Genomic DNA, 16744 nt, shown 5'->3' with positions numbered 1-16744 from the left:
TCACCAAGGTGTTCCTGTACGCGGACGCGCAGGGCATCGACGGGTTCATCAAGGCCGCTGAGGCTGCCGGCTCCCCGCATATCGTCCTGCTCTCCGCCCTCGGCGTGGAGGAGGGAGATCCGGCGACCGACCCGATCGTGCGCATGCACCGCGCGGCCGAGACCTCGCTGCGTGGTTCCGGGCTGCGTTGGACGTTCCTGCGGCCCGGGTCGTTCGCGACGAACACCTTGCAGTGGGCCCCGGCCATCCGTGCCACCGGGACGGTCAAGGCCCCGTACCCGCAGGCGCACGCCTCGTCGATCCATGAGGCCGACATCGCGGACATCGCCGTGCTGGCCCTCACTCAGCCGGGCCACGAGGGCAAGGCCTACCCGTTGAGCGGGCCGGCGTCGGTGACCCAGCAGGAGCAGATCGAGTGCCTCTCCGAGGCCACCGGCCGCACGATCCGGCTGGAGGAGATCAGCGCCGAGGACTACCGCACCACGCTCAGTCAGTGGGGTGCCGAGGAGATGGTCAACACCCTGGTCAAGCACCTCGTCGACGCGAACAACCGGCCGGCCCCGGTGTACACCACGTACCCGGACCTGACGGGCAAGAAGGGCCGCACCTACGCGCAGTGGGCCGTCGACCACGCCGCCGACTTCCGCTGACCCCTGAACGCGATCCGCGGCGGTTACCCCCGTGATTCTTCGGCCACCGCGGATCGCCCCTTTTCAGTGCTGCGTTCCGAACCAGCGCCGCAAGGCGTGGGACAGCGCCTCCTCGGCAGGCTCGGCGTCCCGCCGGGCCACCCAGGCGATACAGCCGTCGGGGCGCAGCAGCACGGCCCGCACATCGTCCCGCTCGGCGGTGGCGCGGACCACCCGCACCCGGCCGGCCCACGGCGCCGCGACCTGTGGGGGCAGCGGATGGTCGTCAAGGACCAGCAGCAGGCCCTGCCCGTCATGGGGCAGTTCCGCCAGCCGCCGGGCCCCGGGCTCGAAGTCGTCACCGACCGGTACGAGCTTCATGTCCGGGCACAGCGTGCCGACCAGCGGATCCTGATCTCCGAGGTCGTACCGCGTGGTGAGGCCGGCCATCAGGTCTCCGATGAAGCGATTGACGTCGTCGAGGTCCATCAGCTCGGAGAAGAGCTCGCGCAGCGCCCTGGTGTGCGTGTCGGGCCGCATGAGAGCGATCTGCGCCCTGGTGTTCTGCAGGAGCCGCTCCGTCTGGGGGCGGCGTTCGGCGGTGTAGGTGTCCAGCAGCTCGTCGTCCGCCCAGCCGTGCAGCCGTGCGGCGAGCTTCCACGCGATGTTCACGGCGTCGATGAGGCCGTAGTTGAGGCCCTGGCCGCCCACCGGGGCATGGATGTGCGCGGCGTCCCCGGCGAGGAGCACCCGCCCTTTCCGGTACGTCGGCACATGCCGGGCCTCGTCGGTGAACCGGCCGCCGGCTCGCATCCGCCGCACGCCCAGGTCGATGCCAGCCACCCGCTCGACGGCCTGGTGCAGCTCCCGCTCCGTGAGCGGGCCCAGGTCCCCTTCAGGAGGGGGCACGAACTCCAGCGCGGCGACCCGGTCCACACCCAACCCGTAGACCAGCACGCCTCCGGGAACGTCGTGGATGCCCGGCGGGATCTGCGCGGGATCGACCAGCTCGACGACGCCCTGCCGTCCCGTCATGGTCGGGGCGGTTCCGGGGAACTCGAATCCGGCGGCCGTGCGGACGGCGCTGCCACCGCCGTCACAGCCGAGCAGGTAGCGCGACCGGAACTCCGTCTCCCCGTCCGGAGTGCGGACGGCGACGGTGACGCCGTCCTCGTCCTGCCGCAGCCCGGTCACCGTGTGGGCGGACAGCAGTTGGACGCCCGTGCGCTCGGCCTTCCGGCGCAGGATCTCCACCAGTGCCGTTTGCGGCACCCGCATCCTGCGCCGCCCCGGCTCCGACCGTCTCGATGCTTCGATCTTCTCCAGTCCGGCGAAGTGCTCGCGCTGCGCCTGGGCGAGCGCGTCCCGTTCGCCGTCGGGCACGGCGTCCGCTGACTGCTCGGCCATCTGCGCGTAACCGGCCATGGTTTCCTGCTCGGCGGCGATGAGTTCGTCGCGCAGGCCGATCCGCTCAAGGGCCTCGACGGCGAGCGGGCCGAGGGAGCCGGCCTTCAACACCGGGTCCGGTTCGCTGCGTTGCTCCAGGAGGACCACGTCGACCCCGGCCAGTCCCAGGACGCAGGCCGCCATCAGGCCCACCGGCCCCGCGCCGGCGACCACTACCGGGGTGTACTCGTCAGTTCGCATGCCGGCCATCTACGGAACCTCTCGACTCGGGGGTGTGCTCGGCGCGCTGGCAGCGCCTGCTGCTGGGGAGGAGGGTGCCGGCCTCACGTGACGCGTTGCCACACGAGCACCCGGTGGTGCGGCACGCCCTGGATGCGCGTGTGCGCGTACAGCGTCAGCCGGTCCTCCTCCCTCACGACGTCCCGTGTCTGTTCGGTGCCGACCCAGTCCCGCCGCGGCGTGATCGCTATGCGGTGCACGAGGGTGGTGCCGTCCACGAGCCGCCAGGTGCCGGAGTAGCCCATGTAGGACGGCGTGCCCGGCGGAGCGTCCGGGGCTCGCATCATGTGTACCGATACCTGGCCGTCCGGCAGGTACATCAGCTGCCCGGTCGGACCCGGCCCCAGCGGCCCTTCGTGCCGCGCCGTGCCCGTTTCGTCGGTCTCATGGAAGGAGACCAGGCGCCACGTGCCGACCACGGCCTGGGGCGTGACGGCGCGGGCGCCCGGAACCCCGGCCGCGGCGCCGGCCCGCTCAGTCCTCATCGAGGATCCCCACCACCCGGGTCCACCCGGCCCCCGCGCCCCCGACCGCCACGGGGAAGCACGCCACCGTGAAGCCCGTGGGCGCGGGCAGCGCGCCGAGATTCGCCACCTTCTCCAGCTGGAGGTACTCCCGGGTCCGCCCGTAGATGTGGGCCGGCCAGAGCGCACCCTTGTCGCCGGTGCGCCGGTACTCCTCGATCATGGACTGCATCGGCCGGTCCAGGCCCCAGGCGTCGATGCCGATGGCGCGTACTCCCGCTTCGACCAGGAAGGCGGTTCCCTCGCCGGTGAGTCCCGGATACGTCGTCAGGTACGCGGCCGTGCCCCACAGTTCGTCGGCCCCGGTCCACAGGATCACTATGTCGCCGGGGGCGAGCCGGTGGTCGATCGCGGCCAGCGCGTCGCGCAGATGCGCCACCGTGATGCCCTCGCCGGCCGGCACATGCCGCACATCGAGCCGTACGCCGGGGCCGTAGCACCATTCCAGCGGCACCTGGTCGATGCTCTTGGCCGGCTCGCCGCCGCTCATCGGGCCGTAGTGCAGGGGAGCATCCATGTGCGTGCCGGTGTGGGTGGTCAGCGTCACGGTCTCATTGGAGATCGCCATCCCGTCCGGGAAGTCCTCCGGGCTCAGCCCGAGCACGGTGGCACCGGTGCGGTGATCGAGCAGGTCCACGGTGACCGGAGTCGCCTCACTCGGCGTGTGCCGGGTGACCACGCTGAGGTCGATGAGGCGCGTCACGCCGCGGATCCGTCGACGACGGCCTTCTCCGCCTGCTCCTTGACCGCCCCGAGGTCGGCGACGCTGTTGCGCTCGACGGCGGCCTTGATCATGTCGTCGGCCTCGGCGTAGGTGAACTTGCCGGCGACCTTCCCGTCCACCGGGTCGCGGGGCTTGAAGTCGTGGGTGAGCACCAGCTGAGTGGTGTTCTCGTCGATGGACAGGGCACGCCACTCGCCGCCCATGTAGCCCATCATCGGGGCGTTTTCGAGCTGTCGGTAGGCTATGACCTTCCGGGTCGTGTCGATGTCGCGCCGGGAGACCCACGACTGGATCTCGCCGTTCACATCGACGGTGAGCCTGGCGATCTGGTGCTGGGGCGACTCCTCCAGGATCACCACTTCCTGTGTCGGCGGGAAGATCCGGGCGTAGCCCTCGACGTCGACCAGCACCTTCCAGACGGCGTCGGCCGGGGCGTCGACGGTCACGGTGTGTTCGGTGTGATGCATGGCATGTCCTTCCTTGGGGGTATCGGGGCTGCTCAGGCCGAGCAGGTCCGCATGGTTCGCGAAGGCCGCCTCGTACTGCACGGTGGCCCGCCAGCGGGAGATGAAGGCGTGTACATGCGGGAGCTCCGAGAACGTGCGCAGCGTTTCGAGGTCACGGCAGGCGAACTGGGCGACGGCGTTCGCGGTCATGCCCTTGGCGTTGTCGTCGACCGGCAACCTGTGATGCGGGCCGTAGCCGAAATGGGAGACGAGGCCCGAGCCGAGCGCGACGTCCTTCAACTCGGTGAAGAACCGCTGCCGTTGCTCATCGCTCACCGAGTCGGCGAAGCGGTAGATCAAGGTATGTATGATCACGTTCTTCCTCCGTCATCCCGAATGTCTTGCCGAAGGGCCGTGTCGTCGGCCCATGCACTCCGTGCGAACTCGGTTCCGTGGCGGTCGAAGCGCAGCGTCGCGTGCGAGGCCGCGGCGTGAATGTCGCGCCAGGCCCGCTGCAGTGGGCTCCGTTGGTGCTGAGCCGCGGAACCGGCCGCTTCGAATAGCCGGTTGACGACCCCTTTTGCCAGATCGGCGGCGTACGCCGCGTCGCGGGCGTTGCGGGCCGCGTGGCGGCGTGCCTGCACCACGTCGTCCGCGACCTGTGCCGCGCGTTCGACCAGCAGCCACGCCGCGTCGGTCTCCGCCGCCGACCGTGCCATCAGCAGGCGCGCGGACTCGCTGTTCCGTACCGGACGGGAGGCGGCCCACGACGACCAGTGGTCGAGGGCACCGCGGGCGATGCCCACGACGAGCGCGGCGAACGGCAGCCCGGCGACCGCCTGCAGCGGGACCCGGAAGCAGGCAGCGTCAGGGCCGGCACCGGACGCCGTCACCAGTTCCTCGTGACGGTAGGCATGGCCGGCCGAAACGAACGCATCGTGGGCGACCAGGGTGTTGCTTCCGGTGCCGCGCATCCCGACCGGGAACCAGGTGTCGCGGATGGTGAAGTCCCTACGGGGCAGCGCCATGAACCACGGGTCACCGGGAGTGTCCACGGGACCCGGCACACAGACGAGGGCCCAGTCCGAGTGGTCCACGCCGCTGAGGAAGCCCCATTCACCGCTGACCCGCCAGCCGCCGTCGACGGGGGTCGCCACTCCGGCAGGCGCCAGTGCCGCGGCAATGGGCCGGTCCGCGCCTGCCCGCCACACCGCGGTACGGCCCTCCTCCGGCAGGAACGCCGTCATCCGGCCGGACGTCGCGTAGATCAGCCCGCACCACGCCGCCGAGGCACAGGCCTGGCTGGTCACGCACAGCGCATGGGCCAGTTCCCGGAAGGAGCCCTGGGAACCGCCGTGCGCCGCGGGGACGAAGTATCGGGCGAAGCCCGATTCCAGCAGCTGCTCGGCCACGTCGGGGCACAGCGCCCTGTTGTGGTCGGACTCCTCGGCGCGCTTGTGGGCCACCGTGCAGAGCGTCTCGATGTCCGACAGCAGGCACGAAGTGCCGGGGTGCGGCTCCGCCATCGTCAATTCCGCCCTTTCCAGCCGTGGCCGGTCGTTCTGACGTCTGAGATCCTGATCTCGGATGCTTGAGTTCCGGCACACTCCGGGCTGTTTTCCCGCTGCGGTCCAGGCCCGGGTGTCCCTTGGGTCATTCCTGGGTAACCACGTCCTCGTAGCGGAGCCGTGGCAATCGCTCACGCCAGGGCGCCGGGCCGGGCCGTCCGATATTGACGACCGCTATGACGCGGCCTCTGCCGTCCGGGAAGAACGACCGGTTGATTCCCGCTTCGTCGTATCCGACGATCGGCCCGGCGCACAGGCCGGCTGCCCGGACACCGATGATGAAGTAGCCGAGTTGCAAAGTGGCGTTGAATACCGCGGACCGTTCCCGGACCGCACTGTCCGCGTAGCGGTCAGCGGCGTTCCGGGCGTGCGGAAAGACTTCCGGGAGCCTTTCGTGAAAGTGCAGGTCGGCGGCGAGCAGGGCCACCAACGGGGCCTGCTCGCTCTTTCCCTTGTTCGCCGGGTCCAGATGCGCGACGAGCCTGCTGCGCGCATCGGCGGAACGGAGCAGCACAATGCGCAGCGGTTGCTGGTTCATCGACGTCGGTGCGTACTTGATGAGTTCGTATATGGCGCGTACTTGCTCGTCCGGCACCGGGGCCTGGGAAAAGGTATTCGCCGTCCGGGCTTCGAGGAAAAGCAGCTCCTGGGCCTCTGTGCCGAGCGCGAGGTGCTCTTCGATGACCTGGTGCATTACGACGCCTTTGCCGTGCGGGGTGAGCGGACAGGGGAGGGCGCGCACCCCAGCACCGCGAGGCCGGTCCGGCGCAGCGTCGCACGGACTTCGGCACGGACGGCATCGGGGGGCACATCGTCCCCGTACGTGCCGGCCGCGGCCGCCGGATCGACGACGACGGTGTGGCGGGCGGTGACAAGCGGACCACCGAGGCCTTCGGTGAAGGTCCACACACTGCTGTGGCCGACGAGTGGACTGGTGGTGACCAGTTCCTTGTGGGCGATCCACGCGGGGTCCTGGCACACCCGCACCGAACGGGTCCGCCGGGCGAGCCCTTCGGCGCCGATGATGTCCAACTCCAGGGCGTCCACCCCGGGTAGGAGTTCGGTCACGGTGGAGCGGGCCACGTGCGGCAGTCGCTCGGCCCACAGGTCTGCACGGCGCATGACGTCGTAGTGCTCCACCGCGGTACCGGTCACCGGAAAGCTGTCGGTGAAGGAGAAGACCGGGGAGGGCGCACCGGCAGTTGCCAGCGACGCGATCCGTACCAGCGCGTCGAACTGCTCGTGCCCGCGGCGGTCGAGGATGCGCCGGATGCGGTCCTCGCCCGCCGGGTCACCGCTCCCGGCCCTGAACCGGTCGCGCAGGATCACCTCGGTCCGTTCGCCGGGCAGCCCGCGGAAGTGCCAGCTGCCGCTGACCGTCGCCGTCAGCTGCTCCGACGTCCAGCTGAAGGCGATCGCCAGCCGTTCCGGATCGGCGACCTGCGAACCGGTCCAGGTGGTGATCCCGCCGTCCTCCCAGGCCCAGAGTTCGCAGCGTTCGCCACGTCCGGTGCGTTCCAGGGACCTGACGTGCACGACGGAGGGAAAGACGGCGCTCCACCGTTCCACGTCGGCCACCGTGCGGTACAGGGAGCCGGGAGCGGCTTTGATGACGCGGGTGCGCTCGGTGCGGTGTGGTCCACCGCTACGGAATGCTGCGCTGGCGGGGTCTCCGATTCTCCTGGCTGCGCGGGGATTCAGGAGGGGCCGTGACACACCGGGCCGGGGCCAGACCGCAGGGTGCGGGTGCCGGGTCATGCCGCGCCGGCCGACACCGCACCGTTGACGATCTCCAGCAACGCGCGAGGCGTCTCGACCGTGGCGATGTCGTCGTCGGAGACGTCGACTCCGTACTCCTGCCCGATGCGGGCGGCGGTCTCCATGAGTGCCAGGGAGTCGTAGCCGAGGTCTTGGAAGGAGGAGTCGAGGATGTCGCCGTTGAGGTCGATCTCATCGTTCTCGCCCGCGCAGCTGATGAGGATGCGGCGCAGGTCGTCGAGGGTGAGCGTGGTCATGGCGTCTCCAGAGAGGGGTAGCGGAGGCTGAGTGGGATCAGTTGCGGTGTGCGCGCACCACGAGGGCGGAGTTGAACCCCCAGCGCCCACGGGCCAGTACGAGTGCCGTGCCGACGGACAGTTCACGGGGTTCGCGGAGGACCAGGTCCAGGCCGTACTCCTCCGGCACGTGGGAGGTCCCGGCGGTGGCGGGCACCGCCTGGTCGCGGATGGCCAGGACCGCGGCCACCACGTCGGCGGGGCCGCCTCCCGCGTACATCCGGCCGGTGAGCGCTTTGGGGGCGGTGACCGGTACACCGCCACGGCCGAAGACGGCGGTGATCGCCGCCGCCTCGGCACGGTCGAGTTCGGGTACCGCGGCCGCGTCGGCGAACACCACATCGACGTCCGCCGGTCCGACGCCTGCGTCGGCGAGGGCGAGTTCGGCGGCGCGGCGCAGCCCCGGCGGGCGGCTTGAGCCAGGGGGCGGATCGAAAGTCGAGGCGTAGCCGGCGATCTCCGCGTAGATCTGCGGAGCGCCCCTGTCGTGTGCGACGGCGGCATCCTCCACGACGAGGAGCGCGCCGCCCTCGCCCGGTACGTATCCCGAGGCGTCGGTGTCGAAGGGAAGGTAGGCGCGTGCTGGGTCGCCGACGGGGCTCACCCGTCCGCCGGCCAGTTGAGAGGCCCAGCCCCAGGGGTCGAGGGCGGAATCCACGCCGCCGCTGAGGACGAGGCCGGTGCCACGGCGTACCGTGCGACGGGCGTGGCCGAGGGCGTCCAGGCCGCCGGCCTGCTCCGCCACGAGTGCAGCGCTGGGGCCGCGCATACCGTGGCGGATGGAGATCTGCCCTGTGTTGACGGCGTAGAACCATGCGAAGGACTCGTAGACGGAGACGAACTCCGGGCCCTGTGACCAGAGTTTACGGAACTCACGATGGGTGAATTCGAAGCCGCCCAGCGCATTGGCGGTCACGACGCCCATGTCGTAGTCGGGAAGGGTCTCGGCGGTGATGCCTGCGTCGGACAGCGCCCACCCGGCTGCGGCCAGGGCGTACCGGGTCGACACATCGGTCTGCGGCAGGAGCCGGCTCGGCAGGTGTTGCCCCGCATCGAAGTCACGGATCTGTCCGGCGAGTTGAGAGGGATACCCGGAGACGTCGAACCGGTCGATCCGGCTGATACCGCGCTCCCCGCCGAGCAGGGACTTCCAGAATTCCTCCGTGCCGAGCCCGACGGGAGAGGCCACGGCGAGCCCAGTGATCACGGGGTTGGCCGTCTGTCCGGTCAGCTGCTTCATCGGGAGCTCACCTCCGGGCGGTGGAGCACCATGGCGCTCTGGAATCCGCCGAATCCGCTGCCCACCGTCAAGACGGTCTCGACGCGCTGTTCCCGCGCCGTGATCGGCACGTAGTCCAGATCGCATTCGGGGTCGGCGGTATGGAGATTGGCGGTGGGCGGCACCACGTTGTGTTCGATGGCGAGCACCGAGGCGGCGATCTCGATGGACCCGATGGCGCCGAGTGAGTGCCCGACCATGGACTTGATGGAGCTGATCGGGACGCGGTAGGCGTGCTCCCCGAGGCTGCGCTTGAATGCGGCGGTCTCATGGCGGTCGTTCTGTTTGGTGCCCGAACCGTGCGCATTGATGTAGTCGATGGTGGTGCGGTCCATCCGCGCCTCGTCGAGCGCGGCACGGATGGCTTCCGCCATTTCCCGGCCGTCCTTCTTGAGGCCGGTCATGTGGTGGGCGTTGCAGCGCGTCGCGAATCCGCCCACTTCGGCGTAGAGGTGAGCGCCACGCCTGCGCGCGGACTCGTACTCCTCCAGGACGAACATGGCGGCTCCCTCCGCGAGGACGAAGCCGTTGCGTGATCCGTCGAAGGGACGTGAGGCGTGCGCGGGATCGTCGTTGCGCGGGGTGGTCGCCTTGATGGCGTCGAAGCACGCCGCGACGATGGGGGTGATGGGAGCGTCGGCCGCACCCGCGACCATCACATCGGCGGTGCCCTCCCGGATGAGCTGCGCTCCGTGGGCGACGGCATCCAGCCCCGATGTGCAACCGTCGGAGACCATGGTGACCGGGCCCTCGGCCTGGACCGTCCAGGCGACTTCGGCCGGCATGATGCCGGGGCTGAGGTAGTCGAACATGTGCGGGGACAGGTAGCCGGGGTCCGCCAGCCAGTGGGCTCCGGCGTCCGACATGACGAGGTACTCGTTCTCCAGGCTCGTGGCCGAGGCGACGGCGCTGCCCAGACTGACCCCGGTCCGGTGGGGATCGCGCTCCTCGTGCAGCAGCCCGCTGTCCGCCACGGCGTCCCGGGCACAGATGACGGCGAACTGGGTGGCACGGTCCATCCTGCGGATCTCACGGGGGCTGAGCCCTTCCGCCGCCGCGTCGAAGTCGACCTCGCCCGCGACCCGGGAACGGAACGGGGAGGCGTCGAAGAACGAGATGCTCCTGGTGGCCGTGCGGCCCGCGGACAGCAGCTCCCAGAACTCCTTCGCACCGGTGCTACCTGGTGCGCGTACGCCGATGCCAGTGATGACGACGCGGCGGTTCACCGTCGACGTCCTGTCGTACCAAGCATTCCGGTGCGCTCCTTTCGACCGCGGGACGGGCATGACTGGTGACCCTCCGACGCCCGCCTTGAATGCGGGTCAAGCCGGAGCAGCGTTTGGGCCGAGGTCGCGCTCCAGGCCGGGAGCGCGCCCGCACGCGTCGTCCCGGGGCCGTCGGGTACCTGGTGGCCGGGCGGCGCGGATGTCGAGAAACCGATCACCGAAGTCCCGCAGAGTCGGAAATCAGTCGCGCCGGGGGCATCCGAGGAAAACTCCGGAAGAAGACGTACGGAGAAATGCGGGCCCCACTCGGGGTCTCACCACATCACACATAGGCACAGCATCAGGAAGGCTCAGATATGGCCGATTGAGGCCCAACCAACACAGGCAAAGCCAAGTAAAGCAAGGTAAATTAGACGTAAAGCGCACATCGAGCTCTTGACGAACCTTGATCGCCGTGCGCAACAATGTGTACACAACATTAATGGGGGTATTCCGTCTCGATCGGGGAAGTTCATGAAGTTCTCTATTTTGGGACCCGTACATGTCTCTTTTGACCTCATCGAGATAAAGCCGCCTGCTCACAAGGTCAGGCAGATCCTGGCGCTCCTCCTGCTCAACGAAGCGCACTACATCTCCATTTCTTCACTCATACGTGAGTTATGGGCCTGCGAACCCCCGAAAAGCGCAGTCACCACCGCACAGACCTACATCGTGCAACTGCGCAAATTAATAGCTAGCGGCCTGGGGATTTCATCGACCGAAGTGAGCAAGGAGATCCTCCAGACCAGCGGAACCAGCTACCGCTTAAAAATTCCGGAGGGCGCGCTGGATCTGCACAGCTACCGGAATTCGCTCGCCATGGCCGAATCCGCTGTCGCGGAGGGCCTGGACCGCGAAGCCGTGGCCTACTGGGAACGCGCAGAAAGCCTCTGGCGGGGCGACGCAATAGCCGACGTGGAACACGGTCCCCTCCTGCGCGCGGAAGCGGCATCCCTGCGCCAGTCACGTCTCTCGGTGGAGGAGCGCCGGATCGACGCCCAACTACGTCTGGGAATGCATCACGCGTCGCTGGCAGAGCTGGCCGGACTGGTCCAGGCCCACCCCTTCGAAGAGGGGCTGCACGCGAAGTTCATGCTGGCCCTCTACCGCAGCGGCCACCGGGCCCGCGCCCTGCAGGTCTACCACGACCTGCGCAAGTCCATGGCCGAGGAACTGGGCGTGGACCCCTCCCCGTCGGTGCAGCGGCTGCTGCAAGAGATCCTCTCCAGCGACGGTTCGCTGGAGCTCGTGCGATGAGCCCGGAACCCGGGAGTTCCCCCTCCCTGTTCCACGCCGGTGCGGCACTCGCGGCGACCGTCTGCCGCATCCATCGCGACGGTGTCCGCGACAGGCCCGACGCCCGGGTCCGGGCGGCGGTCGGCGGCACCTACGCCGACCTGTGGGCCTGCACGCGCCTGACCCGCGCCGGCGAGGTACGGGAGTCAGCGGCAACCGTCGCCCGGTATCTGGTACCGCGGATCCTGCTCGACGCCGCGGACAGCCTGGCCGCCGCCTGGGGCGACTGGTTCCACGAGGACTCGGAACTGGCTGCCGACCACCGTCACCACGTCGGCCGGCTCGCCGACATCGCGGCCGCGCCGGGCGCAGGCAAGCGGCTGCGGGACGTCGCCGCTCGGATTCCGTCGCTCGCCACAGGTGACGACCGGCTCGCCCACCCGCTCACCGCGGTGCCGCCCACCGCGCTCAGGGCGCCGCTGGGCAGATTGGTCCGCGCACTGGAGGACGAGCGGCGCGCGGTCCTGCGGGCGGCGGCCTCCGCAGCACAGACTTCACTCGTCGATGGACGGTTCGCCGCGGCCGACGATCCCGGCCTGTGGGCATTGGCCGACCGGTACGCCCTGCTGGCCTTGGCCGCCGAGTGCCTCGACGGGTGGCGGCTCCCCTCCACGTCGCAGGCCCGACCACCCGGGGACGACCGCGCCTGCCTGACCGGGGAGTTGGCGCGGATCGCTGCCGGGCTCGGCCTCGCCCCGGGCGTCACCGGCCAGAGCTGGCACGGCACGGTGTACGCGCTGGCGACGTCCGGCGGCGCCGGCACCGTGGCAGGGGCGCCGCTCCCCCGTCGAGAATTCGCCAGAGCCGGCGAGTGAGCCCGTCGTCCGTCGAGCGGTGGGTCCGCCGGCCTCGTCACGGGGTGTACGAGCGTGCCTACTCGCCACTCGCCTGCCGGGAGGCCGGACAGACCGGATGCGTCGGCGTCACGGCCTGTTTGACCATGCGCGTGACGGGCGCGATCTCGACGTGCTGGACCCCCTGCATGGCGCCCACTTGACCTGCGAGATAGTCGAACAACTGGGAATTGTCCCGGCAGATGACCGCGGCCAGCAGATTCGTCGGCCCGGTCGTCGCCGCGACGAACGAGACCTCCGGATGCCGGGCCACCGCTTCGGCCACCTGCACGAGGCGCTGCGGCTGCACCGAGAGCCAGAACAGCGCCAGTGCGTCGAAGCCCAGGAGATGGTAGTCGAGGTCCAGAGCGAAGTGGAGCGCCCCGCACGCACGCAGATACTCCAGTCGGCGGCGCACGGTGCTCTCCGCCGCGTCCATCGCCACCGCGAGCCTTTGCAGGGGAGCACGGCCGTCCTCCGACAGCGCCTCGATCAACGCCAGGTCCCCCGCCGTGAGTCGGAGTCCCTCCGCATCGAGGGGCGCGGGCAGGCCGGCACGCAACAACCCGACCTGCGCGTCGGTGAGATCGCTCGTCAGCCCCGGCCAGAGCATCTGTTCACCCAGGAAGGTGTGCAGCGCATTGTGTGCGACGACCGAACTGACCTGCGGCAGGCCTCCTAAGTGGTGCAGGAGCGCATGCTGTTCACTGCGCGCGCTGCCCGAGCGGACCAGGCACACCACCTCTGCCCCGCCGAAGCTCAGGCTCACCCATGAGGTGTCCGCGCGCTGGGCCAGGAGGGATGCGGCGCCCGCCACCGTGGCGGGCGCGCCCTTCAATCGCACGAACCATTCGGACATTCCCAGCAGTTGGGGATCGGGGCGGGCGATCACCCGCATCGAGGCATCCGACTGCAACTTGCGGTAACGACGTGCGACGGTCTGGTCCGACACGCCGAGCACCCTGGCCAGCCTGCTGAACGAAACCCGGCCATCGATCTTCAGAGCGTGCAGGAGACGTATCTCAAGATCATCCACCGCTGCACGCTACCACCCCGCCCCGCAGTCATCCGGCCTGGCCATGGCTCTGCGTGCCGCCCCGCAGGACGAGTTCACCGGCGAACTGCAGCCACTGCTCACCCCACTTGCGGGCAGCCCGGACGACATCGGCCCGGCGGTGCAGAGGCACCCTGCGGCGAGCCCTCGCCAGGTACCGGCGCCCGGCGTCTGCACGGTCAGGACATGGCCTCGAGTCTGCCGCTGCACTCTGGATTCCCCTTTGACACGCCTCTGTTGTCATGACATCGGCGAGGTCCTCGACTTTCAGGTGGCCTCGGCGGGCCCACGAGTCGACCGTCACCACACCCACCCCCATCAGATTTGCGGCCGCGCGAGCCGTAAGCGCCGGGTTTGCAGACACCAGCAGTGCACGTCCCCACGGGAACTCCCGGGAAACCACAGGTCAGGGCAGGAAGTCCAGCTGAACGCACAACGGCCCCGACCAGGGCATTCCCCCGGGTCAGGGCCATAACGGCGGACGAGACGACCTCTACGCCGGGGGACAATTGGTGCTTGCGGCGGAAGGCGTTGTGACCTGCGCGGACACGCCCCCGGACCACCGCAATGCACATCCGGTGCACGACGTACCGACGTACGGGACGGGACGGACGCGACTGCACGCGGGCGGACGCGGGATGAACCCTCAGCATCAGCACCAGATGGCAATCGGGCGCCCGTCGGCATCGCGCTCGGGCGGGTCCGGGAAGGGGCGCGCACGGCCGTGGGCGATCCGGTGGGCCGTCCATGCGGCCGCGGCCGCGTCCAGCACGTCGTCCGGCGGGGTGCGCCCCGCGGCACCCAACTCGTCCGGGAGGACGATGCCGGCCGTGGCGAGGAGCGAACGCCGCGCCATCTGCCCCGCCCAGCTCTTCTTGCGAGCAAGCAGCCCCGTTTCGCCCGCCAGGGCCCGGAACGACACCTCCGGGTGCACCTCAAAGAGCCGGTCACCCCCAGGTTCCGCCAAGCAGGCGTTCGCCTCACGGAGTTTGGCCGCAAGCCCCCAGCTCTGACGGCTCAGCCCGGCCCCGGTGAGTTCGCGGCACCGGCGCCGTGCCTGGTCGTAGGTCTCCTCCTGCCACACCGCGCGCGGCGGCACCCGGAAGACGCTCCCCCTGAGCGGTCCCAACAGGGCCGCCGCCTCGGTGTCCGCCCGCCGCCACCCGGTTTCGAGGAGCCCCAGCGGCATGTCCACGGCCACGACCGCGACGCCACCAGCCGCGGCAACGGGCAGGAGGGAGCGCAGGGTCGTGACGGCCCGCGCCTCCGCAAAGCGGCCATCACACAGCTGAACCGCCACCCAGCCACCCGGACAGGCGTCGACGCCGAGGACGGTCACCATGTCAGCCAGTGTCCATGAACAATCCCCCCGCGGACTACCCGTACTCGCCGACAATGCGGACGAGATAAGCGAGAGCGACGGTCCAGCGGCGCACGGACCCAGGTGTGTCCGCTCGTACAACAGCTCCATCAGGACCGGTACGGGCATCGCTCACCGGTTGGCCCAAGCGGGCTGGAGCGTTCAGTCATCCGTCTGTTCAGGCTGAGAACGTGGCCGTCGCCGCAAAGGCCACCGGCTGGGATCCGCGGCCAGGCGGATACGCCCTTCCCGAGTGGGCGCACGATGCTTGCCCACGCCGTTGCGCGGAACGCTGCCGGATTCCTGTTGTTGTGGCCAGTTCCACGCCTCTTCGGGGAAGCCGTCAATGACCATCATCAGCGATTCGACGAGGGACAGGAGATCCTCGTACGTCTTGCGCCCGGACGTCCACCCGATCATTCGGTTTCCCTCGATGCGCCAGCCGATGCGGGCTTTGTGCATGAGCCGTTCCATGGCGTATGTGCTGATAAGAGCAGCAAACTCGGGATCATCGGCACAGTAACGGACCAGGTGGGTGCCGAGGTCGGGCAGATCCCTGCCGCGGCCGGTGACGCGGTTGAGCGCGGGAAACCGTTCCACCCGGGACGATGCCAGGCGACGGCTCGTCAAAGCGGTGGCCGGAAGCGCGCGGGGCAGGGGGAGAACGGCCACGGAATAGGTACTCGCGACACTGGCCTTGCCGCTGCGCTGCCATGCAAGGACATGGAACAGGCTCACCTCTCGACCGCGAAAAATGCCCTGGAGCAGATCACGAATATCAACGCCATCGGGGCCTAGGCTGAACGGATAGCCGAGGCGATCGAAGTTGTCGAGGTGGTCCGGACCACGCTTTCGGCCATGCTTGCGGTACGTCCAGGCCGGGTCCTCTCGGAAGCGTTTGATGCTTTTGCGTACCTCGAACACGATTGATCAATCATCCGATGCTGTATCAGTGTTGAGTTTGTTGGCGTTGCCGTAGATGAGGCCGTCGACGGCAATCTGCTGAAAGGCGGGGAAATGGGCAGGACCGCCCTTGCGGTGCGCGCCGCTGATGGACTCGAAGGCTTTGTCTCCTGCGTGGTTCGCGGCCCCGCCAACGGCTCCGCCGGCGCCGCTGAAGAGCATGTCCCGCCCAACGCTCCTGTCTTCACCTTCGATCAACATTTCGCCCCCGTCCGCCGCGGCCTGTCCGGCGGCACCGCCCGCGCCCTCCACAGTCATCCTGCCGAGAAGATTCTTGCTTTCCAGCCCCGCGCCGATGGCTTTGCCGGGGGCCCAGTCCGCTCCGTGCTCCCCGGAACTGCGCGCCCAGCTCCCGATTTTCTCCCCGAGCTTCCCGGCACCCGCCGAGATGCCCGTGCCCACCCCGGAGGCTATGGCGGCATCCTGGAGGTCCTGCCCCCAGGTGATCTTCTGCCCGGTGAGGGCCTGGCCACCGACGTTACCGATGAAGTTGGCGCCGGTACCCTTCCCGAACTCGATGGTGAACTTGAGCAGCCTGCTCGTCTCCATCGCCTTCTTCACCGTCTCGATCGCTTTCGCGGCCCTGATCAGGAGCTGTCCGAGCCGGGTGACCTCCGCCGTCGCCTCGGCGATCTCCGCCGCGGCCGCGCCCGCCGCGATGGCGTCGGAGAACCCCCGCGGTCAGCACCGTCAGGCCGATTCCGATCGCCACCGTCGCGGCGATCTCCTCGACCACGCGGTGCACCTCGTCGTTGGCCTTCTGGATGGCATCAGCGGTGGTGTCCAGCTGATGAGCCACGGAAGCGAACTGCGGCAACACCTTCTCCGCCTGGCCCCTGGTGTGCGCCCAGTGCGAGTGGAAGGCGTCCGCGGCGGCGCCGGTCCAGTTGTCGCCGAGCCGCGTGACCTCCTGATCCTGCGTCTCGATCGTGCTCTTCACATCATGAGCCATGTGCCGCCACGCCTCGGCACAGGCCCGCAGCACGGACGGATCCCCGCCGGGGTTGAACAGGTCAAAGCTCTTCTCGATCTGCGGCTGCTGCTCTTGCTGCTGTCCGGCCAT

Annotated in this window: 19 protein-coding genes; 3 read left to right on the top strand and 16 right to left on the bottom strand. The window is 69.2% G+C overall.

What is annotated here, in order from left to right; genetic code table 11:
- Positions 1–650 (top strand): NAD(P)H-binding protein (locus tag AB0G84_RS32810; protein WP_361329102.1); only part of this gene is annotated, 650 nt, incomplete at its 5' end.
- Positions 651–713: 63 nt separating this feature from the next.
- Here AB0G84_RS32810 and AB0G84_RS32805 read toward each other — a convergent pair.
- From AB0G84_RS32805 to AB0G84_RS32760, 10 genes are all read right to left on the bottom strand, one after another.
- Entirely contained in the window at positions 714–2276 is a 1563-nt protein-coding gene (locus AB0G84_RS32805) for an FAD-dependent monooxygenase (RefSeq protein ID WP_361329099.1), read from the bottom strand.
- Between the two features lie 83 nt (positions 2277–2359).
- Complete coding sequence (locus tag AB0G84_RS32800; RefSeq protein WP_361329096.1) at positions 2360–2800, bottom strand: lipocalin-like domain-containing protein; 441 nt, start codon at positions 2798–2800, stop codon at positions 2360–2362.
- Entirely contained in the window at positions 2790–3542 is a 753-nt protein-coding gene (locus AB0G84_RS32795) for a cyclase family protein (protein ID WP_361329093.1), read from the bottom strand. The genes AB0G84_RS32800 and AB0G84_RS32795 overlap by 11 nt, the downstream gene beginning before the upstream one ends.
- Positions 3539–4384, bottom strand: coding sequence for an aromatase/cyclase (locus tag AB0G84_RS32790; RefSeq protein ID WP_361329091.1), 846 nt, complete (start codon positions 4382–4384; stop codon positions 3539–3541). Before AB0G84_RS32790 ends, AB0G84_RS32795 begins: the two co-directional genes overlap by 4 nt.
- Positions 4381–5535: an acyl-CoA dehydrogenase family protein gene (locus AB0G84_RS32785; protein ID WP_361329088.1), complete on the bottom strand. Its 1155-nt coding sequence runs from the start codon at positions 5533–5535 to the stop codon at positions 4381–4383. The genes AB0G84_RS32790 and AB0G84_RS32785 overlap by 4 nt, the downstream gene beginning before the upstream one ends.
- A gap of 127 nt (positions 5536–5662) precedes the next feature.
- Positions 5663–6271, bottom strand: a complete 609-nt coding sequence (locus AB0G84_RS32780) for a malonic semialdehyde reductase (RefSeq protein ID WP_361329085.1) — start codon at positions 6269–6271, stop codon at positions 5663–5665.
- A complete protein-coding gene (locus tag AB0G84_RS32775) occupies positions 6271–7335 on the bottom strand; it encodes an SRPBCC family protein (protein ID WP_361329082.1) in 1065 nt (354 codons plus the stop codon). Before AB0G84_RS32775 ends, AB0G84_RS32780 begins: the two co-directional genes overlap by 1 nt.
- The gene (locus AB0G84_RS32770) at positions 7332–7592 is read right to left on the bottom strand and encodes an acyl carrier protein (RefSeq protein ID WP_361329079.1); all 261 of its coding nucleotides are present in this window, start codon (positions 7590–7592) and stop codon (positions 7332–7334) included. Before AB0G84_RS32770 ends, AB0G84_RS32775 begins: the two co-directional genes overlap by 4 nt.
- 37 nt (positions 7593–7629) lie before the next feature.
- A complete protein-coding gene (locus AB0G84_RS32765; RefSeq protein WP_361329076.1) occupies positions 7630–8871 on the bottom strand; it encodes a ketosynthase chain-length factor in 1242 nt (413 codons plus the stop codon).
- Positions 8868–10196 carry a beta-ketoacyl-[acyl-carrier-protein] synthase family protein gene (locus tag AB0G84_RS32760; protein WP_361329073.1) on the bottom strand — a complete coding sequence of 443 codons (1329 nt, stop codon included), beginning with the start codon at positions 10194–10196 and terminating at the stop codon, positions 8868–8870. The genes AB0G84_RS32765 and AB0G84_RS32760 overlap by 4 nt, the downstream gene beginning before the upstream one ends.
- Positions 10197–10649: 453 nt before the next feature.
- Here AB0G84_RS32760 and AB0G84_RS32755 point away from each other — a divergent pair, with 453 nt between their 5' ends.
- Positions 10650–11432 carry an AfsR/SARP family transcriptional regulator gene (locus AB0G84_RS32755; protein WP_361329070.1) on the top strand — a complete coding sequence of 261 codons (783 nt, stop codon included), beginning with the start codon at positions 10650–10652 and terminating at the stop codon, positions 11430–11432.
- Positions 11429–12286: a hypothetical protein gene (locus AB0G84_RS32750; protein WP_361329067.1), complete on the top strand. Its 858-nt coding sequence runs from the start codon at positions 11429–11431 to the stop codon at positions 12284–12286. Before AB0G84_RS32755 ends, AB0G84_RS32750 begins: the two co-directional genes overlap by 4 nt.
- A 58-nt stretch (positions 12287–12344) precedes the next feature.
- On the opposite strand, the gene AB0G84_RS32745 is transcribed toward AB0G84_RS32750, so the two are convergent.
- The 6 genes from AB0G84_RS32745 to AB0G84_RS32720 form a co-directional block, all read right to left on the bottom strand.
- Positions 12345–13340, bottom strand: coding sequence for an AsnC family transcriptional regulator (locus AB0G84_RS32745; RefSeq protein WP_361329064.1), 996 nt, complete (start codon positions 13338–13340; stop codon positions 12345–12347).
- A 28-nt stretch (positions 13341–13368) separates the two neighbouring features.
- A complete protein-coding gene (locus tag AB0G84_RS32740; RefSeq protein ID WP_361329061.1) occupies positions 13369–13491 on the bottom strand; it encodes a hypothetical protein in 123 nt (40 codons plus the stop codon).
- 519 nt (positions 13492–14010) lie between these two features.
- A complete protein-coding gene (locus AB0G84_RS32735; RefSeq protein ID WP_361329058.1) occupies positions 14011–14700 on the bottom strand; it encodes a DUF429 domain-containing protein in 690 nt (229 codons plus the stop codon).
- Between the two features lie 180 nt (positions 14701–14880).
- Positions 14881–15642 carry a hypothetical protein gene (locus AB0G84_RS32730; protein ID WP_361329055.1) on the bottom strand — a complete coding sequence of 254 codons (762 nt, stop codon included), beginning with the start codon at positions 15640–15642 and terminating at the stop codon, positions 14881–14883.
- A gap of 6 nt (positions 15643–15648) precedes the next feature.
- Positions 15649–16242, bottom strand: a complete 594-nt coding sequence (locus AB0G84_RS32725; RefSeq protein ID WP_361329052.1) for a hypothetical protein — start codon at positions 16240–16242, stop codon at positions 15649–15651.
- Positions 16160–16744 carry a WXG100 family type VII secretion target gene (locus tag AB0G84_RS32720; RefSeq protein ID WP_361329049.1) on the bottom strand — a complete coding sequence of 195 codons (585 nt, stop codon included), beginning with the start codon at positions 16742–16744 and terminating at the stop codon, positions 16160–16162. Before AB0G84_RS32720 ends, AB0G84_RS32725 begins: the two co-directional genes overlap by 83 nt.

This window comes from Streptomyces sp. NPDC020742 (assembly GCF_040641675.1).
GTDB lineage: Bacteria > Actinomycetota > Actinomycetes > Streptomycetales > Streptomycetaceae > Streptomyces.
Note: the sequence above shows the minus strand (reverse complement) of the source record. Positions and strands in the feature narration are given on the sequence as shown.